The 23,204-nt window shown below is 61.3% G+C and carries 24 protein-coding genes; 11 read left to right on the plus strand and 13 right to left on the minus strand.

Annotation, left to right across the window (positions count from 1 at the left end):
• Positions 1 to 61 precede the first annotated feature (61 nt).
• Together ftsZ and lpxC are read left to right on the plus strand one after the other, a co-directional pair.
• Positions 62 to 1,216, plus strand: coding sequence for a cell division protein FtsZ (gene ftsZ, locus C3F38_RS05835; protein ID WP_004932757.1), 1,155 nt, complete (start codon positions 62 to 64; stop codon positions 1,214 to 1,216).
• Between the two features lie 103 nt (positions 1,217 to 1,319).
• Positions 1,320 to 2,237 (plus strand): UDP-3-O-acyl-N-acetylglucosamine deacetylase, encoded by a 918-nt coding sequence (gene lpxC / locus C3F38_RS05840; protein WP_025159644.1) that lies wholly within the window; start codon positions 1,320 to 1,322, stop codon positions 2,235 to 2,237.
• A 101-nt stretch (positions 2,238 to 2,338) separates the two neighbouring features.
• Here lpxC and C3F38_RS05845 read toward each other — a convergent pair whose 3' ends face one another.
• A complete protein-coding gene (locus tag C3F38_RS05845) occupies positions 2,339 to 2,854 on the minus strand; it encodes a DUF721 domain-containing protein (RefSeq protein ID WP_046898125.1) in 516 nt (171 codons plus the stop codon).
• Between the two features lie 26 nt (positions 2,855 to 2,880).
• Between C3F38_RS05845 and secM the strand changes: the two genes are divergently transcribed.
• From secM to mutT, 3 genes are all read left to right on the plus strand, one after another.
• The gene (gene secM / locus C3F38_RS05850) at positions 2,881 to 3,411 is read left to right on the plus strand and encodes a secA translation cis-regulator SecM (protein WP_047728949.1); all 531 of its coding nucleotides are present in this window, start codon (positions 2,881 to 2,883) and stop codon (positions 3,409 to 3,411) included.
• A gap of 82 nt (positions 3,412 to 3,493) precedes the next feature.
• Complete coding sequence (gene secA, locus C3F38_RS05855) at positions 3,494 to 6,202, plus strand: preprotein translocase subunit SecA (RefSeq protein ID WP_038873493.1); 2,709 nt, start codon at positions 3,494 to 3,496, stop codon at positions 6,200 to 6,202.
• Positions 6,203 to 6,282: 80 nt separating this feature from the next.
• Complete coding sequence (gene mutT / locus C3F38_RS05860; RefSeq protein ID WP_038873496.1) at positions 6,283 to 6,687, plus strand: 8-oxo-dGTP diphosphatase MutT; 405 nt, start codon at positions 6,283 to 6,285, stop codon at positions 6,685 to 6,687.
• Between the two features lie 39 nt (positions 6,688 to 6,726).
• On the opposite strand, the gene yacG is transcribed toward mutT, so the two are convergent.
• From yacG to coaE, 3 genes are read right to left on the minus strand one after another with little or no spacing between them, the layout of a single operon-like run.
• Positions 6,727 to 6,918, minus strand: a complete 192-nt coding sequence (gene yacG, locus C3F38_RS05865; RefSeq protein ID WP_004932737.1) for a DNA gyrase inhibitor YacG — start codon at positions 6,916 to 6,918, stop codon at positions 6,727 to 6,729.
• A 51-nt stretch (positions 6,919 to 6,969) separates the two neighbouring features.
• Positions 6,970 to 7,722, minus strand: a complete 753-nt coding sequence (gene zapD, locus C3F38_RS05870; RefSeq protein WP_038873498.1) for a cell division protein ZapD — start codon at positions 7,720 to 7,722, stop codon at positions 6,970 to 6,972.
• 5 nt (positions 7,723 to 7,727) lie between these two features.
• Positions 7,728 to 8,342, minus strand: a complete 615-nt coding sequence (coaE, locus tag C3F38_RS05875; RefSeq protein WP_049196041.1) for a dephospho-CoA kinase — start codon at positions 8,340 to 8,342, stop codon at positions 7,728 to 7,730.
• Positions 8,343 to 8,704: 362 nt separating this feature from the next.
• On the opposite strand from coaE, the gene C3F38_RS05880 reads away from it, so the two are divergent.
• Positions 8,705 to 9,748: a GMP reductase gene (locus C3F38_RS05880; protein WP_048232649.1), complete on the plus strand. Its 1,044-nt coding sequence runs from the start codon at positions 8,705 to 8,707 to the stop codon at positions 9,746 to 9,748.
• Between the two features lie 52 nt (positions 9,749 to 9,800).
• Here C3F38_RS05880 and hofC read toward each other — a convergent pair whose 3' ends face one another.
• The 4 genes from hofC to nadC all read right to left on the minus strand — a co-directional run bounded on the left by hofC (position 9,801) and on the right by nadC (position 13,963).
• Complete coding sequence (gene hofC / locus C3F38_RS05885; protein WP_038873508.1) at positions 9,801 to 11,000, minus strand: protein transport protein HofC; 1,200 nt, start codon at positions 10,998 to 11,000, stop codon at positions 9,801 to 9,803.
• Entirely contained in the window at positions 10,997 to 12,439 is a 1,443-nt protein-coding gene (gene gspE / locus C3F38_RS05890) for a type II secretion system protein GspE (protein WP_038873510.1), read from the minus strand. The genes hofC and gspE overlap by 4 nt, the downstream gene beginning before the upstream one ends.
• A gap of 5 nt (positions 12,440 to 12,444) precedes the next feature.
• Positions 12,445 to 12,882 (minus strand): prepilin peptidase-dependent pilin, encoded by a 438-nt coding sequence (gene ppdD, locus C3F38_RS05895; RefSeq protein WP_038873512.1) that lies wholly within the window; start codon positions 12,880 to 12,882, stop codon positions 12,445 to 12,447.
• Positions 12,883 to 13,072: 190 nt separating this feature from the next.
• Complete coding sequence (nadC, locus tag C3F38_RS05900) at positions 13,073 to 13,963, minus strand: carboxylating nicotinate-nucleotide diphosphorylase (protein WP_038873514.1); 891 nt, start codon at positions 13,961 to 13,963, stop codon at positions 13,073 to 13,075.
• Positions 13,964 to 14,047: 84 nt separating this feature from the next.
• Here nadC and ampD point away from each other — a divergent pair, with 84 nt between their 5' ends.
• Positions 14,048 to 14,644 (plus strand): 1,6-anhydro-N-acetylmuramyl-L-alanine amidase AmpD, encoded by a 597-nt coding sequence (ampD, locus tag C3F38_RS05905; RefSeq protein ID WP_038873516.1) that lies wholly within the window; start codon positions 14,048 to 14,050, stop codon positions 14,642 to 14,644.
• Positions 14,644 to 15,498, plus strand: coding sequence for a beta-lactamase regulator AmpE (gene ampE, locus C3F38_RS05910; RefSeq protein ID WP_033631795.1), 855 nt, complete (start codon positions 14,644 to 14,646; stop codon positions 15,496 to 15,498). Before ampD ends, ampE begins: the two co-directional genes overlap by 1 nt.
• A gap of 60 nt (positions 15,499 to 15,558) precedes the next feature.
• Here ampE and hemL read toward each other — a convergent pair whose 3' ends face one another.
• Entirely contained in the window at positions 15,559 to 16,848 is a 1,290-nt protein-coding gene (gene hemL / locus C3F38_RS05915; protein WP_038873520.1) for a glutamate-1-semialdehyde 2,1-aminomutase, read from the minus strand.
• A gap of 174 nt (positions 16,849 to 17,022) precedes the next feature.
• Between hemL and clcA the strand changes: the two genes are divergently transcribed.
• Both clcA and erpA read left to right on the plus strand, forming a co-directional pair.
• A complete protein-coding gene (gene clcA / locus C3F38_RS05920) occupies positions 17,023 to 18,462 on the plus strand; it encodes a H(+)/Cl(-) exchange transporter ClcA (protein ID WP_047728941.1) in 1,440 nt (479 codons plus the stop codon).
• 89 nt (positions 18,463 to 18,551) lie between these two features.
• Positions 18,552 to 18,896 carry an iron-sulfur cluster insertion protein ErpA gene (gene erpA, locus C3F38_RS05925; RefSeq protein ID WP_033649222.1) on the plus strand — a complete coding sequence of 115 codons (345 nt, stop codon included), beginning with the start codon at positions 18,552 to 18,554 and terminating at the stop codon, positions 18,894 to 18,896.
• A 56-nt stretch (positions 18,897 to 18,952) separates the two neighbouring features.
• On the opposite strand, the gene C3F38_RS05930 is transcribed toward erpA, so the two are convergent.
• The 4 genes from C3F38_RS05930 to mtnN form a co-directional block, all read right to left on the minus strand.
• Positions 18,953 to 19,186 carry a hypothetical protein gene (locus C3F38_RS05930; protein WP_055316077.1) on the minus strand — a complete coding sequence of 78 codons (234 nt, stop codon included), beginning with the start codon at positions 19,184 to 19,186 and terminating at the stop codon, positions 18,953 to 18,955.
• A 215-nt stretch (positions 19,187 to 19,401) separates the two neighbouring features.
• Positions 19,402 to 20,016, minus strand: coding sequence for a TRIC cation channel family protein (locus C3F38_RS05935; RefSeq protein ID WP_038873529.1), 615 nt, complete (start codon positions 20,014 to 20,016; stop codon positions 19,402 to 19,404).
• Positions 20,016 to 20,801 carry a vitamin B12 ABC transporter substrate-binding protein BtuF gene (gene btuF, locus C3F38_RS05940; protein WP_038873532.1) on the minus strand — a complete coding sequence of 262 codons (786 nt, stop codon included), beginning with the start codon at positions 20,799 to 20,801 and terminating at the stop codon, positions 20,016 to 20,018. Before btuF ends, C3F38_RS05935 begins: the two co-directional genes overlap by 1 nt.
• A gap of 22 nt (positions 20,802 to 20,823) precedes the next feature.
• Positions 20,824 to 21,525 carry a 5'-methylthioadenosine/S-adenosylhomocysteine nucleosidase gene (gene mtnN / locus C3F38_RS05945; protein ID WP_038873535.1) on the minus strand — a complete coding sequence of 234 codons (702 nt, stop codon included), beginning with the start codon at positions 21,523 to 21,525 and terminating at the stop codon, positions 20,824 to 20,826.
• Between the two features lie 129 nt (positions 21,526 to 21,654).
• On the opposite strand from mtnN, the gene dgt reads away from it, so the two are divergent.
• Entirely contained in the window at positions 21,655 to 23,172 is a 1,518-nt protein-coding gene (gene dgt, locus C3F38_RS05950) for a dGTPase (RefSeq protein ID WP_025301593.1), read from the plus strand.
• Positions 23,173 to 23,204 lie beyond the last annotated feature (32 nt).

The raw sequence follows: 23,204 nt of genomic DNA on the forward strand, positions 1-23,204 counted from the left end.
AGATCATGCTGAGTAATCTTTTTATGATCTCGCAGCGACAGGCACAAAACGGAGAGAAACTATGTTTGAACCAATGGAACTAACCAATGACGCGGTGATTAAAGTCATCGGCGTCGGCGGCGGCGGTGGCAACGCCGTTGAACACATGGTGCGCGAGCGCATCGAAGGTGTTGAATTCTTCGCTGTGAACACGGACGCCCAGGCGCTCCGCAAAACGGCGGTTGGCCAAACCATCCAGATCGGTAGCGGTATTACCAAAGGTCTGGGTGCGGGCGCGAACCCTGAAGTGGGTCGCAATTCAGCGGAAGAAGACCGCGAAGCCCTGCGCGCAGCGCTGGACGGTGCAGACATGGTCTTCATCGCGGCCGGCATGGGCGGCGGCACCGGTACCGGTGCGGCGCCAGTGGTGGCTGAAGTGGCTAAAGATTTGGGTATTCTGACCGTGGCCGTGGTGACCAAGCCTTTCAACTTCGAAGGCAAGAAGCGCATGGCATTCGCGGAGCAGGGTATCGCTGAGCTGTCCAAACATGTGGACTCGCTGATCACTATCCCGAACGATAAGTTGCTGAAAGTTCTGGGTCGCGGCATCTCTCTGCTGGACGCGTTCGGCGCGGCCAACGACGTGCTGAAAGGCGCGGTGCAGGGTATCGCCGAGCTGATCACCCGTCCGGGCCTGATGAACGTCGACTTCGCCGACGTGCGCACCGTGATGTCCGAAATGGGCTACGCGATGATGGGTTCCGGCGTGGCTTGCGGTGAAGACCGTGCCGAAGAAGCGGCCGAAATGGCGATCTCCAGCCCACTGCTGGAAGACATCGACCTGTCCGGCGCGCGCGGCGTGCTGGTCAACATCACCGCCGGCTTCGACCTGCGTCTGGATGAGTTCGAAACCGTGGGTAACACCATCCGTGCGTTCGCGTCCGACAACGCCACCGTGGTTATCGGTACCTCGCTGGATCCGGAAATGAACGACGAACTGCGCGTAACCGTGGTTGCAACCGGTATCGGTATGGACAAACGTCCTGAAATCACCCTGGTGACCAATAAGCAGGCCAGCCAGCCGGTGATGGACCACCGTTATCAGCAGCACGGCATGTCGCCTCTGCCGCAGGAAGTGAAACCTGCCGCCAAGGTGGTCAACGACCAAGCTGCGCAGCCGAATAAAGAGCCCGATTATCTTGATATTCCAGCCTTCCTGCGTAAACAGGCAGACTAAGAATATCCTGAGAATTTGGAATCTCCGCTCTTTGTGCTAAACTGTCCCGCCAGCCATGCTGTATGCTTGGCTGGTAGGATGGATAACATTGCGAGATAAAACGATGATCAAACAAAGGACATTAAAACGTATTGTTCAGGCGACTGGCGTCGGTTTGCATACCGGCAAGAAAGTCACGCTGACAATGCGCCCAGCGCCGGCTAATACCGGGGTCATCTATCGTCGCACTGACTTGAATCCACCGGTTGATTTTCCGGCTGATGCAAAATCCGTGCGTGATACCATGCTCTGTACTTGCCTGGTGAATGAGCATGACGTGCGTATTTCGACCGTTGAGCACCTCAACGCCGCTCTGGCTGGGTTGGGCATCGACAACATCGTCATCGAAGTCGACGCCGCTGAAATCCCAATCATGGACGGCAGCGCCAGTCCGTTCGTGTTCTTGCTGCTGGATGCCGGCATCGAAGAGCTGAACTCGGCGAAGAAATTCCTGCGTCTGAAAGAGACCGTGCGCGTTGAAGATGGCGACAAGTGGGCCGAGCTGTCCCCGCATAACGGGTTCCGCCTGGACTTCACCATCGACTTCAACCACCCGGCTATCGACGCCAGCTCTCAGCGCTATCGTCTTGATTTCTCGGCTGAGTCGTTCGTGCGTCAAATCAGCCGCGCGCGCACCTTCGGGTTTATGCGCGACATCGAATACCTGCAGTCCCGTGGCCTGGCCCTGGGCGGTAGCTTCGACTGCGCCATCGTGGTAGACGACTACCGCGTGCTGAACGAAGACGGCCTGCGTTTCGAAGACGAATTCGTACGTCACAAAATGCTGGACGCCATCGGCGATCTGTTCATGTGCGGCCACAACATCATTGGCGCGTTCACCGCGTACAAGTCTGGCCACGCGCTGAACAACAAACTGCTGCAGGCCGTGCTGGCCAAGCAGGAAGCGTGGGAATACGTGACCTTCCAGGACGAAGCCGAAATGCCGCTGGCATTCAAGGCACCGTCTACCGTATTGGCGTAAGGTCTGCATTCCTCGCCTGCGAATAACGGCAGGCGCATCCCCTGAGAGCCTGAGCATTCAGGCTCGTGATGCCGCTTGATGTTTTGCAGCTGTGTCGCTGATTACTTATCACGACTGGTTGTGTTGGTACCCTCTCCGGCCAATGCAGCCAGCCGTTCCAATATCTTGCGCAGCTTCTCCGGGCTACGGCTCGCCAACCCCCTCAGCTCTTCCGCACTTTCCAGACTCAAATGCCGCATCGGTACGGGTTTTTCCGGCGCTTTTTCGGCGTTTTGCACCTGGTTGTTGCCTTTCGCCATCAAGGCCGGATTAATCCTGATGTCGATCGACGACAATGATGGTAGAATTTGCGCTCGTAGTGCAGACAGCAAAGCGGGTTGTTCGTAGCGCAAGCGCATCATCCAACTGGCATTTGCCGTTTCGAGCACTAAAATACCCTGTCGGAAATTCGCGACGCGGCACCAGGGATGCAGGGGAGCGGGCAACAGGCCCTTCACTGCACGGTTAAGCTTGAGCAGCGCCACCGCGCGTTGCTGGACGTTATGCAGCGGCCCTTTGCTGCCGGCAGACGCGTCGTCGAACAGGACATCTAATAATTGTGGACGGCTATCGCGCATAATGGGCTCCGGCGGATTATAAACTCGTGATCGGTATTCTAAATCGTTGGCGACAATTTGGCAGACGTTATTTCTGGCCCCATCTCCTGTTAGGGATGGTTGCGGCCACGCTTGGCGCGTCTTCCAATTTGCCCGGCGCCCCCGATCAGGCCGCACTGCCGAGCACATCGTCCAGCCTTAACCGGCAAAATTCGGCCAACGGCACCTTCAACAGCCTGGCCCTGCTGCAGGACGCGCACCGTCGCCCTACCTTCAGCGTAGATTACTGGCAGCAACATGCGCTGCGCACCGTCATTCGTCACCTCTCTTTCGCGCTGGCGCCGCAGGCGGTTTATGCGCGGGTGCAGGAGAGCGAAGCCGAAGCCGAACCGCCTTTGCAGGTAGCGCAACTGGCGCTGCTTTCTACCCTCAACGCGCTGCTGACGCACGAGCCGAAGCCGCCGACCATCATTCGCCATACCCACCTTGAGGTGCTGCCAACGCTGGCACGGCACCAGACCGGTCTGTGGGTGGCGCAGGTACAGGGCATTCGCGCCGGGCCTGCCGCGCTCGTCTGACTCCGCCCTCAGGGCACAAAAACCATAAATAATAGCAAGTTGACTGCCGTATTCGGCCGTCATGACAGAGATATCAAACATCATGTTAGTGAAATTATTAACCAAAGTTTTTGGCAGCCGTAACGATCGTACCCTGCGCCGCATGCGCAAAGTGGTTGAGCAGATCAACCGCATGGAACCGGACATGGAAAAATTGTCCGATGACGAGCTGAAAGCGAAAACCAACGAGTTCCGCGCGCGCCTGGAGAAAGGCGAGTCGCTGGAAAGTCTGATCCCGGAAGCCTTCGCCGTGGTGCGTGAAGCGAGCAAGCGCGTGTTCGGCATGCGTCACTTCGATGTGCAGCTGCTGGGCGGCATGGTGCTGAACGACCGCTGCATCGCCGAAATGCGTACCGGTGAAGGTAAGACCCTGACCGCGACGCTGCCGGCCTATCTGAACGCCCTGAGCGGCCGCGGCGTGCACGTCGTGACCGTCAACGACTATCTGGCGCAGCGTGACGCCGAAAACAACCGTCCGCTGTTCGAGTTCCTCGGCCTGAGCATCGGCATCAACCTGCCGGGCATGCCGGCGCCGGCCAAGCGTGAAGCTTACGCCGCTGACATCACCTACGGCACCAACAACGAATACGGTTTCGACTACCTGCGCGACAACATGGCGTTCAGCCCGGAAGAGCGCGTGCAGCGCAAACTGCACTATGCGTTGGTGGATGAGGTGGACTCCATCCTGATCGATGAAGCGCGTACGCCGCTGATCATCTCCGGCCCGGCCGAAGACAGCTCCGAGATGTACATCAAGGTCAACAAGCTGATCCCTAAATTGATCCGCCAGGAAAAAGAAGACTCCGACACCTTCAAGGGTGAAGGGCATTTCTCGGTGGATGAGAAGGCGCGTCAGGTCCACCTGACCGAACGCGGCTTGATCCTGATCGAAGAGATGCTGGTGGAAGCCGGCATCATGGATGAAGGCGAATCGCTGTACTCGCCGACCAACATCATGCTGATGCACCACGTTACCGCCGCGCTGCGCGCCCACGTGCTGTTTACCCGCGACGTTGACTACATCGTGAAAGACGGCGAAGTGATCATCGTCGACGAACACACCGGCCGTACCATGCAGGGCCGCCGTTGGTCCGACGGTCTGCACCAAGCGGTGGAAGCCAAAGAAGGCGTGGAGATCCAGAACGAGAACCAGACGCTGGCTTCGATCACCTTCCAGAACTACTTCCGTCTGTACGAGAAGCTGGCCGGGATGACCGGTACCGCCGATACCGAAGCCTTCGAATTCAGCTCGATCTACAAGCTGGACACCATCGTGGTGCCAACCAACCGTCCGATGATCCGTAAGGACATGCCGGATCTGGTGTACATGACCGAGAAAGAGAAGATCGGCGCCATCATCGAAGACATCCGCGAGCGTACCGCCAAAGGCCAGCCGGTGCTGGTGGGTACCATCTCAATCGAGAAATCCGAAGTGGTTTCCCATGAGCTGACCAAAGCGGGCATCGAGCACAAGGTGCTGAACGCCAAATTCCACGCCATGGAAGCGGATATCGTTGCCCAGGCCGGCCAGAGCGGTGCGGTAACCATCGCCACCAACATGGCGGGCCGTGGTACCGATATCGTGCTGGGTGGCAGCTGGCAGGCCGAAGTGGCGCTGTTGGAAGAGCCGACCGAAGAGCAGATCGAAGCCATCAAAGCGGCCTGGAAAGTGCGCCACGACGCGGTGCTGGCGGCGGGCGGCCTGCATATCATCGGCACCGAGCGCCACGAATCGCGCCGTATCGATAACCAGCTGCGCGGCCGTTCCGGTCGTCAGGGCGATGCCGGTTCATCCCGCTTCTACCTGTCGATGGAAGATGCCCTGATGCGTATCTTCGCTTCGGATCGCGTGTCCGGCATGATGCGTAAACTGGGCATGAAGGAAGGTGAAGCAATTGAGCACCCGTGGGTGACCAAGGCGATCGCCAACGCCCAGCGCAAAGTGGAGAGCCGCAACTTCGACATCCGTAAGCAGCTGCTGGAATACGACGACGTCGCTAACGATCAGCGCCGCGCCATCTACAGCCAGCGTAACGAATTGCTGGACGTGTCCGACGTGAGCGAAACCATCGCCAGCATCCGCGAGGACGTGTTCAAGAGCACCATCGACAACTACATCACGCCGCAGTCGCTGGAAGAAGAGTGGGACATTCAGGGGTTGGAAGAGCGCCTGAAGAACGACTTCGATCTGGAGATGCCGATCGCACAATGGCTGGACAAAGAGCCGGAGCTGCACGAAGAGACGCTGCGCGAACGCATTCTGGAGAACGCCAAAGAGCAGTACCAGCGTAAGGAAGAAGTGGTCGGCAGCGAAATGATGCGCAACTTCGAGAAGGGCGTGATGCTGCAGACTCTGGATTCCCTGTGGAAAGAGCACCTGGCGGCGATGGACTACCTGCGTCAGGGTATTCACCTGCGCGGCTATGCGCAGAAGGATCCTAAGCAGGAGTACAAGCGTGAATCCTTCAACATGTTCGCCACCATGCTGGAATCGCTGAAATATGAAGTGATCAGCGTGCTGAGCAAGGTTCAGGTGCGGATGCCGGAAGAGGTGGAAGCGCTGGAACAGCAGCGCCGTGAAGAGGCCGAGCGCCTGGCGCAGCACCAACAGCTGAGCCACCACGACGAGAACGCGCTGGTGACCGAAGATCCGAACGCGCCAGCGACCGCCGAGCGTAAAGTGGGCCGCAACGATCCGTGCCCATGCGGCTCCGGTAAGAAATACAAGCAGTGCCACGGCCGCCTGCAGTAATGCCGGCTGCGGTTAACCGATAATACCCAGGGGTTCAGCTTGCTGAGCCCCTGTTTTTTGACACCCATCAGGAGGGTGAGATGAAACATCTGAATATCGCCGTGGGCATCATCCGTAATGCGCAACGGGAGATCTTTATTACCCGCCGCGCCGCCGACGCGCACATGGCCGGATTCTGGGAGTTCCCCGGTGGCAAGATCGAACAGGGTGAAACGCCGGAGCAGGCGCTGAGCCGCGAACTGCGGGAAGAGACCGGTATCGAAGCCGAACGCGCCGAACTGTTGGAGGTGGTGGAGCACCGCTTCAGCGATCGCATCGTGACGCTGAATTTTTATCTGGTGGAAGCCTGGGCGGGCGAGCCGTACGGCCGCGAGGGGCAACCGATGCGCTGGGTTAAACAGGCGGAGCTGCGTGAAGACGAGTTCCCGGAAGCCAATGCCGGCATTATTCAGCTGCTGGTGGCGCAGGCGAACGCCGCGCAATAACAAGGTTGGCCTGGCGGGCGCCAGGCCAATCGTGGACGATCAACGATCGTCCATTTCACTCCAGTCTTCGCTTTCCGACAGATCGCTGTTGCTCGGAATACGTTTCTCTTCATCAGCCCACTCGCCAAGATCGATCAGCTGGCAGCGCTTGCTGCAAAACGGCCGGAACGGGCTGACTTCACCCCAAACCACGCCGGTGCCACAGGTTGGGCATTTTACTACGGTCGTCATAACGGTTCCTTACGCCTTCTGTCAGTGCTGGGAAGGCTTTCTTGCACAAGTTCAACAACAGGCCAGTTCGAACGTCAGGCGTTCAGGCACCACGCCATTTTCGCTATCCAGCGGCAGGAAACGAATGGCATAGCGGGTCTTGTGGCCGGAAATCTGCGGATAAAGCTGCGGCGCCAGATGGAGGCGCAGGCGCAGCAGATCTGCCCCTTCGGCGTTGTCCTGGAAAAAGCCGTTCAGGCTAATTTGATTGCGGAACGGCCCCGACTGACGGATCAGATCCAACACCATGATCAGCGCCTGGTTCAGCGGATCCAGCGACTGCAGCCAGGTGGCGACGTCGGCATCGCGATCCTGCTGCGGCGCGTGCATCCACATGTGCAGGGTTGGCAGATCGAAGCTGCAGCAGCCGCCGGGAATGTTCAGCCGCTGGCGCACCAGGCCGATCAGCCGATCTTCGCGCAGCGCCTGGCCGAGGCGCGGCGCCGCCATCAGCGCCGATGAGCGCGACTTCAACTGGCCGCGCAGCTGGTCGATCAGCGCCATATCCACGCCCGGCACATCGGCCCAGGCCAACAGTTTCTGCTGCTGGCGCTCCAGCTCTTTGAGCAGTTCGGTGCGCACTTCGCCGCGCTCCAGCACGTCCAGCAAGTCGGAGACGGTGCGAAAGAAGGTGAGGGCGATGGCGGTTTCACTCAGGGCGCGTTGGCCGTGCAGCTGTTGCAGCAGAAATTCGATGCGTAGCCAGGTGCGCATTTTTTCGTTCAGCGGGTGTTCAAAGAGAACGGTTGGGGAAACATCACTCATGCAGTTTAATCCTGTTGGGGCGCTGTTGCCGCCAGTTCAAGGTAGCGACGATGCAGTGCGGCGACCTGTGGCTCTATCCCCTGAGCGGCGCCGCTGTTGTCAATAATGTCATCCGCCACGGCGAGGCGCTGCCGGCGCGTGGCCTGGGCGGCGAGAATGCTCTGCGCTTGCTCACGGCTGACGCCGTCGCGCGCGATGGTGCGAGCCAGCTGGGTTTCGGCGTCGACGTCGATCACCAGCACCCGATCGGCGCGATCTTGCAGACCGTTTTCCACCAGCAGCGGCACCACCCACAGCGCGTACGGGCTGGTGGCCTGCGCCAGTTGGCGCTGGGTTTCACGGTGTATCAGCGGATGCAGCAGCTGGTTCAGCCAGGTTTTGTCATCGGGATGGCTAAAGATGCGCTGACGCAGCGCAGCGCGGTTCAATGCGCCGTCCGGCAGCAACATTTCATTACCAAATCGCTCGGCGATCGCGGCCAAAGCAGGGGTGCCCGGCTCGACGACCTGACGGGCGATCACGTCGGCATCGACGAGGGTTGCGCCGTGGCGCGCAAAGGCGTTCGCGACGGTCGTCTTGCCGCTGCCTATGCCCCCGGTCAACGCAACAATGTAGGCCATGGTGTTAGGTGCATCCGATGTTCATAAAAAAATAATAGTCGAATCATAAAGCGATCGCGCAGAAGTGCAAGTCGGCAGGCGGCGCTTGCGCATCGGCACCGATCGGACGGCGAGAAAAAGCGCAGCGGCACGGCAAAAATGAGCGGGCAATCACACTGCGGTTATGCAGGTAAATTTGTCGGATTGTAGCGTAAATAAAGGCGAATTCGCAGTCTTGTTCGGCGATTATTAGCGCGTATTATAACGTCACTGGAACTGGCATTAATCTCGCCGCCGTCTTTTTGCGCCACCGGAAAGCCGTCGGGCAGAGATTCGAACATCCTCCTTGCGATCCGTCGCCATTAACCAGGACATCATAAGTCATGCGTATTGAAGAAGATTTGAAGTTGGGCTTTAAAGACGTGTTGATCCGCCCTAAGCGCTCTACGCTGAAAAGCCGCTCCGAGGTTGAACTGGAACGTCAGTTTACCTTCAAGCATTCAGGTTGCAGCTGGTCCGGTGTGCCGATTATCGCCGCCAACATGGACACGGTGGGCACCTTCCGCATGGCAGAGGCCCTGGCTTCTTTCGACGTTCTCACCGCGGTACACAAACATTACAGCGTCGAGCAATGGGCTGACTTCGTGCAGCGCATGCCGGAATCGGTGCTGCGCCACGTGATGGTGTCCACCGGCACTTCCGAAGCCGACTTCGTCAAAATGCAGCAGATCCTGGCCCTGTCTCCGGCGCTGAAATTCATCTGCATCGACGTGGCCAACGGCTACTCTGAACATTTCGTCGACTTCCTGCAGAAAGCGCGCGAAGCCTGCCCGAATCACGTGATCTGCGCCGGCAACGTGGTGACCGGCGAGATGGTGGAAGAGCTTATCCTCTCCGGCGCCGATATCGTTAAGGTCGGCATCGGCCCGGGTTCAGTCTGTACCACCCGCGTGAAGACCGGCGTGGGCTACCCGCAGCTGTCGGCGGTGATCGAATGCGCCGATGCGGCCCACGGGCTGGGCGGCCAAATCGTCAGCGACGGCGGCTGCTCGGTGCCGGGCGACGTTGCCAAAGCCTTCGGCGGCGGTGCTGACTTTGTGATGCTGGGCGGCATGCTGGCCGGCCACGACGAGTGCGAAGGCACCGTGGTGGAAGAGAACGGCGAGAAGTTCATGCTGTTCTACGGCATGAGCTCCGAGTCGGCGATGAAACGCCACGTCGGCGGTGTGGCGGAGTATCGCGCGGCCGAAGGCAAAACCGTCAAGCTGCCGCTGCGTGGCGAGGTGGAGTTTACCGTGCGCGATATCCTCGGCGGCCTGCGTTCCGCCTGCACCTACGTTGGTGCCGAGCGCCTGAAAGAGTTGACCAAGCGCACCACCTTTATCCGCGTGGCGGAGCAGGAAAACCGTGTCTTCGGCAGCAAATAAGCCGCACCTTGCATTCGGGCGCAGCGCACAGCGGCGCCCGCTATCCTCTTTTTTATCCCAGCACGCTGCCCAGTTGAAAAATAGGCAGGTACATGGCGATCACCAAAGCACCGACAATCCCGCCCACCACCAGCATCAGCAGTGGCTCCAGCGTTTGCGCCAGCGTATCGGCCAGCTCGTGCGTCTGCCGTTCGTACCACTGCGCCAATTTATCCAGCAAGGCGTCCAGCGAACCGGATTCTTCGCCCACCCGCACCAGTTGCCGGCACAGCGGCGGAAACAGCGGTTGCAGGCCCAGGGCATGATGAAACGCCTCGCCTTCGGCGATCTGCCGCTGCACCTGCTCCAGCGCCTGTCGGTACAGCAGATGATCCGCCGCCAGTGCCGCCGCGTTCAACCCTTCCACCAGCGTCAGCCCCGCGCGTTGGGTCATGGTCAGAATACGAAAGGTTTGGCTCAGCGCGCCGCCGCTCACCAGCCGGGCGATCAGCGGCAGGCGCAGCAAGGCGGCCTGTTCACGTCGGCGCCATGGCGGGTGTGGATGCAACCAGCGGCAATAGCCGAGCAGCAATGCGCCGAGCAGCAGCGCCAAATAGGGGCCAACGGCGATCAGCAGCGCGGACACCCCCAATAACCCTTGGGTAAACCAGGGCAGCGGGGCATCGAACGACTGATAAACCTTGGCGAATTCCGGCAGCACCATCACCAGCATCAGCACGCTGACCAGCAGCGCCACCGCACAGATGAAGAGGGGATACCGCAGCGCTTTGGTCACTTTGCGGCGCAGCATCAGCTGGGCTTCCTGTTGTTGTGCCAGCTGCAGGCAGCAGCGATCGAGGTTGCCGGTCAGTTCGCCGATGGCGATCAGTTGGCGATAGATAAGTGGAAAAACGCCTGGCTGCGCGGCAAGGGTTTCGGAGAGCGGCTGCCCTTCGCGCACCTGCTCTGCCAACTGGCGCAACAGGCAACGCCAGGCTGCCGAAGGATGCTCTGCCGCCAGCAGCTGCAGCGTATTGACCAGCGGCAACCCGGCCTGCAACAGGGTGGCAAGTTGGCGGGTGAAGTGGATTAAGGGTTCTCCGCGCCACTGGCCGGGCGTGATGCGTTTGCCGTGCCCAATCCGCCAAGGTTGCAGGCCTTGTTCGATCAGTAACCGGCTCACCTGCCGTTTTTCATCGCTCATCAGTTCGCCGCGGCGCAAGGCGCCCTGGGCGTCGAAAGCCTGCCAAAGGAACAGCCGGCGCGCTTTCATGGCGCGGTTACGCCGAGCTGGACGACGTCGATCACGCGGTACAGTTCTTCCAGCGAGGTCGTGCCTTCGCTGGCCAGCGCCAGCCCGGCCTGCAGCAGCGAAAGCTGCCCCTGCTCGCGGGCGACATCCGCCAGCAGGCTGGGCGCGGTGTTCGTCAGCAACGCCGCCTGTATTTCCGGCGTAATGGCCAACAGCTCATACACGCCGATGCGCCCATAGTAGCCGCCGAAGCAATGTTCGCAGCCGTCGGCGCGCCAGGCGATCAGCGGCTCCGGCCAGACCGAGGCAGGAAAATGCGTCGGCTGGCTGTGCGGGTAGCGGCAGTGGCGACACAGCCTGCGCACCAGCCGCTGTGCGATGACCAGCTTCAGGCAGCCGGCGAGCAGGTAGCCGGGGATACCCATGTGCATTAGCCGCGTCAGGGTTTCGCCGGTGGAGTTGGTATGCAGCGTCGACAGCACCAGGTGGCCGGTTTGCGCGGCCTTGACTGCAATCTCGGCGGTTTCCGCATCGCGGATCTCGCCGATCATGATGACATCCGGATCCTGGCGCAGCAGGGCGCGCAGCACCCGGGCGAAACTCAGCTCGGTTTTGGCGTTGATCTGGGTTTGATTGACGCCGAACAGCGGTATCTCGATCGGATCCTCGACGCTGCACAGGTTGCTTTGCGCATCGTTCAACTGGCGCAGACCGCTGTACAGCGTGACCGTCTTGCCGCTGCCGGTCGGGCCGGTCACCAGGATCAAACCTTGCGGGCAGGCCAGCGCCGCCGCGTAGCGCGCCAGATCCGCCCGGCCCATGCCCAGTTGATCCAGCGGCAGCTCCTGCTGCTCACCTTGCTGAACGCGCAGCACCACCTTTTCGCCGTGCAGCGTCGGTAGGGTGGCGATACGCATGGCATAGCGCGCGCTGTCCAGCGTCAGGCTGAGTTGCCCGTCCTGAGGCTGACGGCGCTCGGCGATATCCAACTGGCCGAGGATCTTCAGCCGGGCGATGAGGCGCGCGGCCAGCTGCGGCGGCGGTGAGGCGAGGGTTTGCAGCACGCCGTCGATGCGCAGGCGAATGCGAAAATGCTGCCGAAAGGGCTCGAAGTGGATATCCGAGGCGCGGCGCTGGATGGCCAGACGCAGCGTCTGGTTGATGAACTGCACCACCGGCGCATCGCCGTCGTCGGGGTAGGCGATGTCGGCGGTGTCTTCTTCGGCTGCCAGCGGCGCCGGCAGCGATTCGTGGCGTTGGTTCAGTGCCTGCTCCAGCCTGGCCGCCGGCCAATGTTCCAGATGGATGCGTTTGCCGGTGGCGAAACGCAGCGCCGCCAGCAGCCCCTGCGGCGCTTCTTCGTTGAGCGCGATCGTGAGAGTGGTCGGGTCTTCGTTCAGCGCCAACGCCTGATAGCGCCGGCACAGGGCGTGAACCTCTTCGCTGATTTGCGCGTTCATCGCCGTTACTCCGCCGCGTTGTCGAAGCGGAAGACTTCCTGGCACACCTCAACCAGCGTTGCGTTTTCGCTGCTGCACAGCCGGCTCCAGCGGGTCAGCCCATCGGCGTTCGCTTTGGGGGTTAATGCCACCGCCAGCCCCTGCAGCGTTTGGGTGCCGGTCAGCGTGATCACGCCTTTGGCGACTTTCACCCCGCTGACGTAACGCGACGCGCCGCCGGTGGGAATGCCTTTGCTGCCGGCCTCACAGCCGGTGGGGGCGCCTTCGTCCAGCACGCACAGCTCGACCGCCAGTTTATACGGCGCCATGGTTTGCAGCATGTCGGTCATTGCCGCTTTCTGGATGTAGCGCTGGTAGGCAGGGATGCCGATGGCGCTGAGGATGGCGATGATGGCGATCACCACCATCAGTTCTATCAGGGTAAAGCCGCGTTGCGTTTCCATGCGTTGTTTTCTCCATTGGGGTGTGGAAGACAACGGTAGCGGCTTGCTCGGAGGCTCGGCGAGGGGCTTTTGCGCGTTTCTCGGCGCGCTTCCATCAGTAATGATGTCGTTTGCAGCGGTGAAAAAAACGGTGGGAGGAGGTTCGCAATTTTACGGTAACGCCCCCGACAGCGGCCGGGGGCGAGGGGGATCATTTGAAGCGCATCGACAGATCGAGTGCAGTGATGTGCTTGGTCAGCGCGCCGACCGAAATGTAATCCACGCCGGTCTCGGCAAAGGTGCGCAGCGTCTCGCTGGTGACGTTGCCGGACACCTCCAGCTGGGCGCGGCCCTGGGTTTGGGCGACCGCCTGACGCATCATCTCGACGCTGAAGTTGTCCAGCATGATGATATCGGCACCGGCATCCAGCGCCTGCTGCAGCTCATCGAGCGATTCGACCTCCACTTCCACCGGCACGTCGGCGTGCAGCCAAAAGGCTTTTTCCACCGCGTTCTTGATAGAGCCGGAGGCGATGATGTGGTTTTCCTTGATCAGGAAGGCGTCGGACAGCCCCAGCCGATGGTTGCTGCCCCCCCCGCACAGTACGGCGTATTTCAGCGCGGTGCGCAGGCCGGGCAGGGTCTTGCGGGTATCGAGCAGGCGAGTCCGGGTGCCTTCCAGCAGGGCCACGTAGCGGTTGACCTCGGTCGCCACGCCGGAGAGCGTCTGCACGAAGTTCAGCGCGGTGCGCTCGCCGGTCAGCATCACCCGCGCGGGGCCGCGCAGCCGGCAAAGCGGTTGGTTCGGCGTCAGACGGTCGCCGTCAGCCACCAGCCACTCCACCAGCACCTGGTTGCCCAATTGAATAAAGACCTCATTCAGCCAGCGGCGGCCACAGAATATGCCGGCTTCGCGGGTGATGACGGTGGCTTCGGCCTGCTTGTCCGCCGGTAACAATTGCGCGGTAATATCGCGCCCGGCGTCGACTTCACCCCCCAGGTCTTCGCGCAGCGCCTGGGCGACGGCATAGGGAATATCACTTTCAATTCGTTCAAGAAGCTCGGTGCGGCGACTGTCGGCACTGTAGCGGCGTGGCGGCATGGAAAACTCCGAAATGGACGGTTAGATCGTAGGGGAACATGCTACTCTGTTGCAGGAATAAGTACCACCGCAGAGAGGTGTCTGATGCAGTTGGAAAATGGCTGGATTGTCGGGGTGACGCGAGTGGTGTCGCCGCACTGCGATCGGCGTCCGGATGACGAGCCCCCCTCGCTGCTGGTCATCCACAACATCAGCCTGCCGCCCGGCGAATTCGGCGGCCCCTATATCGACCAGCTGTTTACCGGCACGCTCGATCCCGCGCAGCACCCCTATTTCGCCGAGATCCATCAGCTGCGGGTGTCGGCGCACTGTCTGATCCGCCGCGACGGGGAGATCGTGCAGTATGTGCCCTTCGACCAGCGCGCCTGGCACGCGGGCGTTTCTCTGTATCAGGGGCGCGATCGGTGCAACGATTTCTCCATCGGCATCGAGCTGGAAGGCACCGACCTGTTGCCTTACACCGAGGCGCAATACCGCACGCTGCAGGCGGTCACCGCGCTGCTGGCCGAACATTATCCGCCGCTGGTGGCCAATATCGCCGGGCATTGCGATATCGCCCCCGGCCGCAAGACCGATCCCGGGCCGGCGTTCGATTGGGATCGCTATCTGGCATCTCTGGAACAACGCGACGCGCCCGCCGACGCTATGCTTGAGACAAGAAAAAGGGAGAGGAATCGCTAATGACGCTGTTTACGCTGTTGCTGGTTTTGGCCTGGGAGCGCCTGTTTAAGCTGGGAGAACACTGGCAGTTGGATCACCGTCTCGAAGTGGTGTTTCAGCGGCTGCATCGGGTTTCGCTGGCGCAGACGCTGGCGATGACCGCCGCTTGGATGGTGATCGTCTGGGGCGTTCTGTGGCTGTCTCACGGGTTGTTCTTCGGCGTGGTGACGCTGCTGCTGTGGATCGTCATCGATCTGCTGTGCGTCGGCGCCGGCATCAAGCGCAAACACTACCGCGCCTACCTGAAAGCGGCGCGGCAGGGCGATACTCACGCCAGCGATCAGATGGCGGAAGAGCTGGCGTTGATCCACGGTTTGCCGGTGGACTGCAGCGAAGAGCTGCGCCTGCGCGAGCTGCAAAACGCGCTGCTGTGGATCAACTTCCGCTATTACCTGGCGCCGCTGTTCTGGTTCGTGGTCTTTGGGCCTTACGGGCCGATCGCGTTGGCGGGGTATGCCTTCCTGCGCGCCTATCAAACCTGGCTGGCGCGCCACAATACGCCGCTGGAGCGTTCGCAGTCGGGTATCGATCATCTGCTGAACTGGCTGGACTGGATCCCGGTGCGTTTGGCTGGGGTGGCCTACGCGCTGTTCGGCCACGGCGAGCGTGCGCTGCCGGCCTGGTTCGCCTCGCTGGGGGATCGGCATTCGTCGTCGTATCAGGTGCTGACGCGGCTGGCGCAGTTCTCGCTGGCGCGCGATCCGCATATGGATCCGGTGCAAACGCCGCGGGCGGCGGTGACGCTGGCGCGCAAGGTGACGATGATCATCGTGGTGGTGGTGGCGCTGTTGACCATTTACGGCACGCTGCTTTAAGCGGCTGCGAAAAACAAAACGGGCGCCGAGGCGCCCGTTTTTTTGGCCATTCGGCCGGGATTACAGCTTGGCGAAGCAGCGACGCGCGGCGTCGATGGTGCGCTGAATGTCTTCCTTGCTGTGCGCCACGGACATGAAGCCCGCTTCGAAGGCGGACGGCGCCAGATACACCCCTTCCTCCAGCATCAGGTGGAAGAAACGCTTGAAGCGTTCCACATCGCACTGCATCACGTCCTGATAGCAGGTCACTGTCGGCGCCTCGGTGAAGAACAGGCCGAACATGCCGCCGACGTTGTTGACCACCAGCGGGATATTCTCTTCCTGCGCCGCATGCAGCAGGCCTGCAGCCAGCATTTCGGTCAGTTCGGTCAGCGTCTGGTGTACGCCTACCTGTGATACTTCGGTCAGGCAGGCATAGCCCGCCGCCATGGCGATCGGGTTGCCGGACAGGGTGCCTGCCTGGTAGACCGGGCCGGTCGGCGCCAACGCGTCCATCACGTCGCGGCGGCCGCCGAAGGCGCCCACCGGCATGCCGCCGCCGATGATTTTGCCGAGGCAGGTCAGATCCGGCTCGACGCCGTAATAGGACTGCGCGCCGGCCAGCGCCACGCGGAAACCGGTCATCACTTCATCGATGATCAAGAGCGCGCCGTACTTGTCGCACAATGCGCGCAGGCCCGGCAGGAATTCCGGCAGCGGCGGCACGCAGTTCATGTTGCCGGCAACCGGCTCGACGATGATACAGGCGATCTCGGACGGGTACTGCTCGAAGGCGGCGCGCACCGAATCCAGGTCGTTATAGGTGCAGGTCAGGGTGTGCTTGGCGAAGTCGGCCGGCACGCCCGGTGAGTTCGGCTGGCCGAGGGTCAGCGCGCCGGAACCGGCTTTCACCAGCAGGCAGTCGGCGTGGCCGTGGTAGCAGCCTTCGAACTTGATGATTTTGTCGCGGTTGGTGTAGCCGCGCGCCAGGCGGATGGCGCTCATGGTGGCTTCGGTGCCCGAGTTCACCATACGCACCATATCCATGGTAGGCACCAGTTCGGTGACCAGCTGCGCCATTTTGACTTCCATCTCGGTCGGCGCGCCGAAGCTCAGGCCGCGCTGCGCCGCTTCGATCACCGCGTCGCGGATCGCCGGGTGGTTGTGCCCCAGCACCATCGGCCCCCAGGAACCGACATAGTCGATATAGGCCTTGCCGTCGGCATCGAACAGGTAAGCCCCGTCAGCCCGCTCGATAAACAGCGGCACACCGCCTACGCCGGTGAATGCACGCACCGGAGAGTTCACCCCACCGGGGATCAACTGTTGCGCCTGGGCGTACAGACTTTCGGACTTGCTGTGTAGGCTCATAAATCGGCTCCTGGATTCTCTTTTGAATGATTTGACCGCGCTATTCTAGAGGAGAGCGCCGCGTTATGAAACGATCACAGTCAGATACCATTAACGGCAGCGCCCGCCATCGGGTTGGGGTAGAATAACCGCCTTGCCTATTTGTATTACAAATTACCTGACGAATTACTCGCGATGACGGAATCACAATCACAGCCAGTCGGGACGTTGAGCCCGCGTCTTAGCCGCAGCGATGCGGTGCGTCAGTTTATTCGCCGCGATAAGACCCCGGTGGCGATCCTGGTGATGGCCGCGCTGGTGGGGACGCTGGCCGGTTTGCTCGGCGTGGCCTTCGATAAGGCGGTGGAATGGGTGCAGCAGCAGCGGCTGGCTTCGTTGGCGCAGGTCGCCGACTCCTGGCTCCTGGTGTGGCCGCTGGCGTTTATCCTGTCCGCCGCGCTGGCGGCGCTGGGCTATTACCTGGTGCGGCGCTTTGCGCCTGAGGCGGGCGGCTCGGGCATTCCGGAGATCGAAGGCGCGCTGGAGGAGCTGCGGCCGGTACGCTGGTGGCGCGTGATCCCGGTGAAATTCATCGGTGGCATGGGCACGCTGGGGGCGGGCATGGTGCTGGGGCGCGAAGGCCCCACGGTGCAAATGGGCGGCAACGTCGGGCGCATGGTATTGGACGTGCTGCGCATTCGCGGCGCCGAGGCGCGTCATACGCTGTTGGCGACCGGGGCCGCCGCCGGGCTGTCCGCCGCGTTCAACGCGCCGCTGGCCGGCATCTTGTTCATCATCGAAGAGATGCGGCCGCAGTTCCGCTACAACCTGATCTCGATTAAAGCGGTGTTTATCGGCGTTATTATGTCGAGCGTGGTGTTCCAGCTGTTTAACGGCCAGGGATCGGTGATCGCGGTCGACAAACTTTCTTCGGCGCCCATCAATACCCTGTGGCTCTATCTGGTGCTGGGGGCGATATTCGGTGCGGTGGGCGTGGGATTCAACGCGCTGATCTTCCGCACTCAAGACATGTTTGCGCGCCTGCACGGCGGCAGAATGCGCAATATCTTGCTGATGGGCGGGCTGCTCGGCGGCGTGTGCGGCATTCTGGGGCTGATCCAGCCGGAGGCGGCGGGTGGCGGCTTTGGGCTGATCCCGATCGCCGCGGCGGGCAATTACAGCGTCGGCATGTTGATGTTTATCTTTATCACCCGCATCTTCACTACGCTGCTGTGCTTCGGCTCCGGCGCGCCGGGCGGCATCTTTGCGCCGATGCTGGCGCTGGGCACGCTGTTCGGCACCGCCTTTGGGCTGGCGGGGGCGCATCTGTTCCCGCAGTACGGCATCGAGGCGGGCACCTTCGCCATCGCCGGCATGGGGGCACTGTTCGCCGCCACGGTGCGCGCCCCGCTGACCGGCATCGTGCTGGTACTGGAAATGACCGACAACTACCAACTGATTTTACCGATGATCATCACCTGCCTCGGCGCCACGGTGGTGGCGCAGCTGCTCGGTGGCAAGCCGCTGTATTCGTCGATCCTGGCCCGCACGCTGCAAAGGCAGGAGGCGCAGCTGGCGCGGGAAGCGGCGGAGAAAACAGGTAAGGAAAATACAACAAATGCGGTGAATACTTGAACGCAACACTCAGGTATCGGATAATCGTTAATATTAATCAGGCAGCCATAGTCGCGATCTGATGCTGAACAATGTTGGGAGTAAAGAGTATGAGTGATCAAACGGCACTGCCCCTGCAATTTACCGAGGCAGCAGCAAGCAAGGTTAAGTTCCTGATTGCTGACGAAGAAAATCCGAACCTGAAGTTGCGGGTTTACATTACCGGCGGCGGCTGCAGCGGATTCCAGTACGGCTTCACTTTTGACGACAAGGTCAACGATGGCGACATGACCATCGAGAAGCAGGGCGTGGCGCTGGTGGTTGATCCGATGAGCCTGCAGTATCTGGTCGGCGGCTCGGTGGACTACACCGAAGGGCTGGAAGGGTCGCGCTTCGTGGTGACCAATCCGAATGCCAAAACCACCTGCGGTTGCGGTTCGTCGTTCAGCATCTGAGTTTGCCTGTCAGAATATCAACCCGCTCGCCTTACGGCCGGCGGGTTTTTTTATGCCTACCATTCCACGAGGATCACTTCCGCACCGTTCGCCTGTGCCGATGGGCTGTGGATGATGTTCGGCTGCGCCGTCGCGTGGCTGCATTCGGCCTGTGGGGCGGCGGCCTCGAGGCGCACGGTGCATTGCGGTTCAATGGTCAGGGTAACGCCGATCTGGCCGCTGACGGCATCGGCATACGCGGCGCCACTCAGCAGGGTGCCACAGCAGGCAAGCAGAATTTTTTTCATCATTGCGGGAATAGTCATCCGTAAGCCATCTTGTGATGACTTATCGGCAAAAAGTTAAAAAGTTTTAACAGCGTGGGAAAGGAATTAACCTGCGGATAACAGAATTTTACATCGTCACTACGCTATTTTTCGGTGGAAAATAATACCATCAACCCCGTTAATAGTCTAATAAATCACCAGGCGCGGCGTTGCCAAGCGTCGCCCCGCAGGGCGACGGCTCAGCGTTCGAGAATAAAGGCGGGCAGTTTGAGGTGCCAGCGGATGGCCGCCAGCCGAATGGCCAGGGTGATGATCATGCCCAGCATCATGGCCTGTTGCAGCGGCATGTGGAAGGTGTAAAACGCCGTGGCGTGCACGATGCCGCCGATGATGCAGGCGGTGGCGTAAATTTCGGTGCGCAGGATCATCGGGATCTCGCGCGCCAGCACGTCGCGGATAATGCCGCCGCCGACGCCGGTGATCACTCCCATGCAGATTGCCACCAGCGGGCCGGTGCCGGCCGCGAAGGCCTTGTTGACGCCGATGCCGACGAACACCGCCAGCCCGACGGCGTCCAGCACCGGCAGCACCCACTTCGGCAGACGGCGCGGCTGGCGCACCAGCAGCAGCGTCAAGACGCAGGTGATCATCGCCACCACCAGATCGGTGGGATCCTTGACCCAGAACACCGGGCCGTTGGCCAGCGCCATGTCGCGGATAGTGCCGCCGCCGACCGCTGTGACCACGCCCAATACCAGCACGCCGAAGGGATCCATGCGCAGCTTACCGGCCAGCAGCACGCCGGAGACGGCGAATACCGCCGTGCCGAGAATATCCAACCAGAACACCAGCATCAGCGGATCTCCGCCAATTGGCGGCACAGCTGCTGCGCCGCCAACGCAATGCGCGGCCCGCCGCGGTTGAACCAGTCTTCGTTCAGCGCGATCACCGGCACCTGCAGCTGCGGGGCCCAGAAAGCTTTCACACTGGCGGCTTCTTTCGCGCCCCCGGTGATGACGATGGCCTGCGGCTGGCGCGCCAACACCTGCTCGCGGCTGATCTGCGGCCAAGGGGTGCGGCTGTCGGCGAAGACGTTCTGCCCGCCGCACAGCGCCAGCACCTGGCTCTGCAATGTGGCGCCGGCGCTGGTGAACAGCGGCTGGGTGCCGAACTGCAGCAGCACGCGCCGCGATGGGTTAGCGGCATACTGTTGTTTGAGAGCGGCGAACTGGCGGCGAAGGCCTTCCGCCGCCTGATGCGCCTGCTCCGGGTGCGGGCTGTATTGCGCCAGCTTGTCCAGCAAACCGGCGATCCCTTCGAGGGTGTCGGCGTCCGCATAGAAGATCGGGATGCCGAACGCGGCGAGCTGATCCAGCACGCGCTGCGGATTGCCGCCGCGCCAGGCGAGGATCAGATCCGGCTTGAGCGCCAGCACCCGCTCCAGATTGATGCCCTGCCAGGAGGCCACCTGCTCCAGCTTGGCGGCCTGCGGCGGATAATCGGAATAGGCGCTCGCCGCCACCAGCACATCGCCCATGCCGGCGGCATAGGCGAGTTCGGTCGCGTTGGGCGCCAGGCTGATCACCCGCTGAGCGGCGCCGGCCGGCATGGCCAGCCAGAGCGCCAACAGACAGAGCATCGAGGTGAAGCGCAGCCTCACATCAACCGCGCTTGGCCAGGGTTTGCAGCATGGCGTTGACCATCAGCGTAGACTGCTTGGCCGCTACCACCAGAAACTCGTCGAAGCTCATGTGCGACTCGCTGTCGGCGACGTCGGAAATGGCGCGCACCACCACGAACGGCGTACCGAACAGATGGCAGACGTGGGCGATCGCTGCGGCTTCCATTTCCACGGCGGCGACGCGCGGGAAGGTGGCGCGAATGCGCGCCAGCGGCTCGGCGCCGTTGATGAAGGCGTCACCGCTGCAGATCAGGCCGCGCACCGCGTGCAGATCCAGCTGTTTGATGCAGCCTTCTGCCAGCGCGATCAGCGCGTCGTCGGCGACGAACGCCGCCGGGCAGCCGGCCATCTGGCCCGGCTCGTAGCCGAAGGCGGTGACGTCGGCGTCGTGGTAGCGCACTTCTTCCGACACCACGATATCGCCCACGCGCAGGCTGCTGGCCAGGCCGCCGGCTGAACCGGTGTTGATCACCAGATCCGGGCTGCAGTGTTCCAGCAGCAGGGTGGTGCCCATGGCTGCCGAGACTTTGCCGATGCCGGATTTCAGCAGGGCCACGTCAACGCTGCCGATCTGGCCGGTGTAGATTTCGCAGCCCGCGCGCTGGATGGTTTGACGGTTTTCGATTTGATCGCGCAGCAGGGTGACTTCCTGCTCCATTGCGCCGATGATGCCTACTTTCATAAATAACACTCGCTGATTGGCCGTGAGAATTGCGGCATAGTCTATCATGGCTGTGTATGAGAGATAATGCGTTGCATCCGCTGCCGGGAATTGTTATCACGGGGGCAGGGTGCAACGGCGGAGAAACAGATGTCCGGGATCGACTTCAAGCAAAAAATCAGCTTCCAACGGCCTTTCAGCAAACCGATCGAGGCCGAGGAAGAGTACGACATCGTGCGGCAGTTCGAGAGCGATCGCGGGCGCATCGTCAACTCGGCCGCCATTCGCCGTCTGCAGCAAAAAACCCAGGTGTTTCCGCTGGAGCGCAACGCGGCGGTACGCAGCCGCCTGACGCACTCGATGGAGGTGCAGCAGGTTGGGCGCCACATTGCCAAAGAGATCCTCAACCGCTTCAAACAGGCGGGGAGAATTGATGAGCTCGGCCTGACCCGGCTGCTCGATCCGTTTGAAAGCATCGTGGAAATGGCCTGCCTGATGCACGACATCGGCAATCCGCCGTTCGGTCACTTCGGCGAGTCGGCGATCAACGACTGGTTCGCCCAACGGCTCGATCCCGCCAGCTGCGGCAGCGAGCCGGGCAGCCACGATCGCTGCCAGGTGGCGACGCTGCGCCTGCATGAGGGGGAGAGCGATCTGAACCGGCTGCGCAGCCGGATCCGTCAGGATCTCAGCCACTTCGAGGGCAATGCCCAGGCGATCCGCATGGTGTACAGCCTGCTCAAGCTCAACCTGACCTACGCGCAGGTCGGCTGCATTTTGAAATACACCCGCCCGGCCTACTGGGCGAGCGACATCCCCGCCAGCCACAGTTACCTGATGAAAAAGCCCGGCTACTATCTGGCGGAAGAGGCCTTCGTCGATCGGCTGCGGCGCGAGCTGCACATGGGCGAGTTCGATCGTTTCCCGCTGACCTATATCATGGAGGCCGCCGACGATATCTCGTACTGCGTGGCCGATCTGGAAGACGCGGTGGAGAAGAGCATTTTCACCGTCGAGCAGCTGTATCAGCACCTGATTCAGGAGTGGGGCGAGGTGGTGCCGGGCGATCTGTTCGACAAGACCGTCGCCAGCGCGTTTCGCAAGATCGATCGCGGCGGCGCGCGGCGCAGCGCGGAAGATCAGTTCTTCATGTATCTGCGGGTGTTTACCGTGGCGCGGCTGGTGCCGCACGCGGCGCAGCGCTTTATCGACAATCTGGACGCGGTCTATCAGGGCAGTTTCAATCAGGCGCTGCTGGAGGACTCCAGCCCGGCGTACCGGCTGCTGAAAATATTTAAAAATGTGGCGTTCAAGCACGTGTTCAACCACCCGGAGGTCGAGCAACTCGAGCTGCAAGGCTACCGGGTGATCAGCGGCCTGCTGGACATTTACAGCCCACTGTTGGCGATGTCGCTGGCGGACTTCAGCCAACTGGTGCGCGAGGACAGCCATCGCGCTTACCCGATCGAAACGCGCCTGTTCCACAAGCTGTCCACCAAGCATCGGCTGGCGTATGCGGAGGCGGTAGAGGGGCTGCAGCATTTATCGCCGGAGCAGCAAGCCATTCGGGAATATTATTTCCGCGCGCGTTTATTGCAGGACTATATCAGTGGAATGACCGACCTTTACGCCTATGACGAATATCGTCGATTGATGGCGGCGGAATAATTACGCTGAAGAATAAATTCAGCAATTCCAAT

The sequence above is a fragment of the Serratia sp. SSNIH1 genome (assembly GCF_002935055.1).
Taxonomy (GTDB): Bacteria; Pseudomonadota; Gammaproteobacteria; order Enterobacterales; family Enterobacteriaceae; genus Serratia; species Serratia nevei.

Bases quoted from the DNA above. Each gene is read 5' to 3' on its own strand.
- nadC (WP_038873514.1), bottom strand. From the start codon at position 13,963: ATGCCGCCACGCCGCTACAGTGCCGACAGTCGCCGCACCGAGCTTCTT.
- ampD (WP_038873516.1), top strand. From the start codon at position 14,048: ATGCAGTTGGAAAATGGCTGGATTGTCGGGGTGACGCGAGTGGTGTCG.
- dgt (WP_025301593.1), top strand. From the start codon at position 21,655: ATGTCCGGGATCGACTTCAAGCAAAAAATCAGCTTCCAACGGCCTTTC.
- gspE (WP_038873510.1), bottom strand. From the start codon at position 12,439: ATGAACGCGCAAATCAGCGAAGAGGTTCACGCCCTGTGCCGGCGCTAT.
- C3F38_RS05880 (WP_048232649.1), top strand. From the start codon at position 8,705: ATGCGTATTGAAGAAGATTTGAAGTTGGGCTTTAAAGACGTGTTGATC.
- btuF (WP_038873532.1), bottom strand. From the start codon at position 20,801: ATGCTCTGTCTGTTGGCGCTCTGGCTGGCCATGCCGGCCGGCGCCGCT.
- coaE (WP_049196041.1), bottom strand. From the start codon at position 8,342: ATGGCCTACATTGTTGCGTTGACCGGGGGCATAGGCAGCGGCAAGACG.
- clcA (WP_047728941.1), top strand. From the start codon at position 17,023: ATGACGGAATCACAATCACAGCCAGTCGGGACGTTGAGCCCGCGTCTT.
- C3F38_RS05930 (WP_055316077.1), bottom strand. From the start codon at position 19,186: ATGATGAAAAAAATTCTGCTTGCCTGCTGTGGCACCCTGCTGAGTGGC.
- C3F38_RS05935 (WP_038873529.1), bottom strand. From the start codon at position 20,016: ATGCTGGTGTTCTGGTTGGATATTCTCGGCACGGCGGTATTCGCCGTC.
- secA (WP_038873493.1), top strand. From the start codon at position 3,494: ATGTTAGTGAAATTATTAACCAAAGTTTTTGGCAGCCGTAACGATCGT.
- hofC (WP_038873508.1), bottom strand. From the start codon at position 11,000: ATGAAAGCGCGCCGGCTGTTCCTTTGGCAGGCTTTCGACGCCCAGGGC.
- lpxC (WP_025159644.1), top strand. From the start codon at position 1,320: ATGATCAAACAAAGGACATTAAAACGTATTGTTCAGGCGACTGGCGTC.
- erpA (WP_033649222.1), top strand. From the start codon at position 18,552: ATGAGTGATCAAACGGCACTGCCCCTGCAATTTACCGAGGCAGCAGCA.
- zapD (WP_038873498.1), bottom strand. From the start codon at position 7,722: ATGAGTGATGTTTCCCCAACCGTTCTCTTTGAACACCCGCTGAACGAA.
- ampE (WP_033631795.1), top strand. From the start codon at position 14,644: ATGACGCTGTTTACGCTGTTGCTGGTTTTGGCCTGGGAGCGCCTGTTT.
- hemL (WP_038873520.1), bottom strand. From the start codon at position 16,848: ATGAGCCTACACAGCAAGTCCGAAAGTCTGTACGCCCAGGCGCAACAG.
- ftsZ (WP_004932757.1), top strand. From the start codon at position 62: ATGTTTGAACCAATGGAACTAACCAATGACGCGGTGATTAAAGTCATC.
- ppdD (WP_038873512.1), bottom strand. From the start codon at position 12,882: ATGGAAACGCAACGCGGCTTTACCCTGATAGAACTGATGGTGGTGATC.
- yacG (WP_004932737.1), bottom strand. From the start codon at position 6,918: ATGACGACCGTAGTAAAATGCCCAACCTGTGGCACCGGCGTGGTTTGG.
- mtnN (WP_038873535.1), bottom strand. From the start codon at position 21,525: ATGAAAGTAGGCATCATCGGCGCAATGGAGCAGGAAGTCACCCTGCTG.
- mutT (WP_038873496.1), top strand. From the start codon at position 6,283: ATGAAACATCTGAATATCGCCGTGGGCATCATCCGTAATGCGCAACGG.
- C3F38_RS05845 (WP_046898125.1), bottom strand. From the start codon at position 2,854: ATGCGCGATAGCCGTCCACAATTATTAGATGTCCTGTTCGACGACGCG.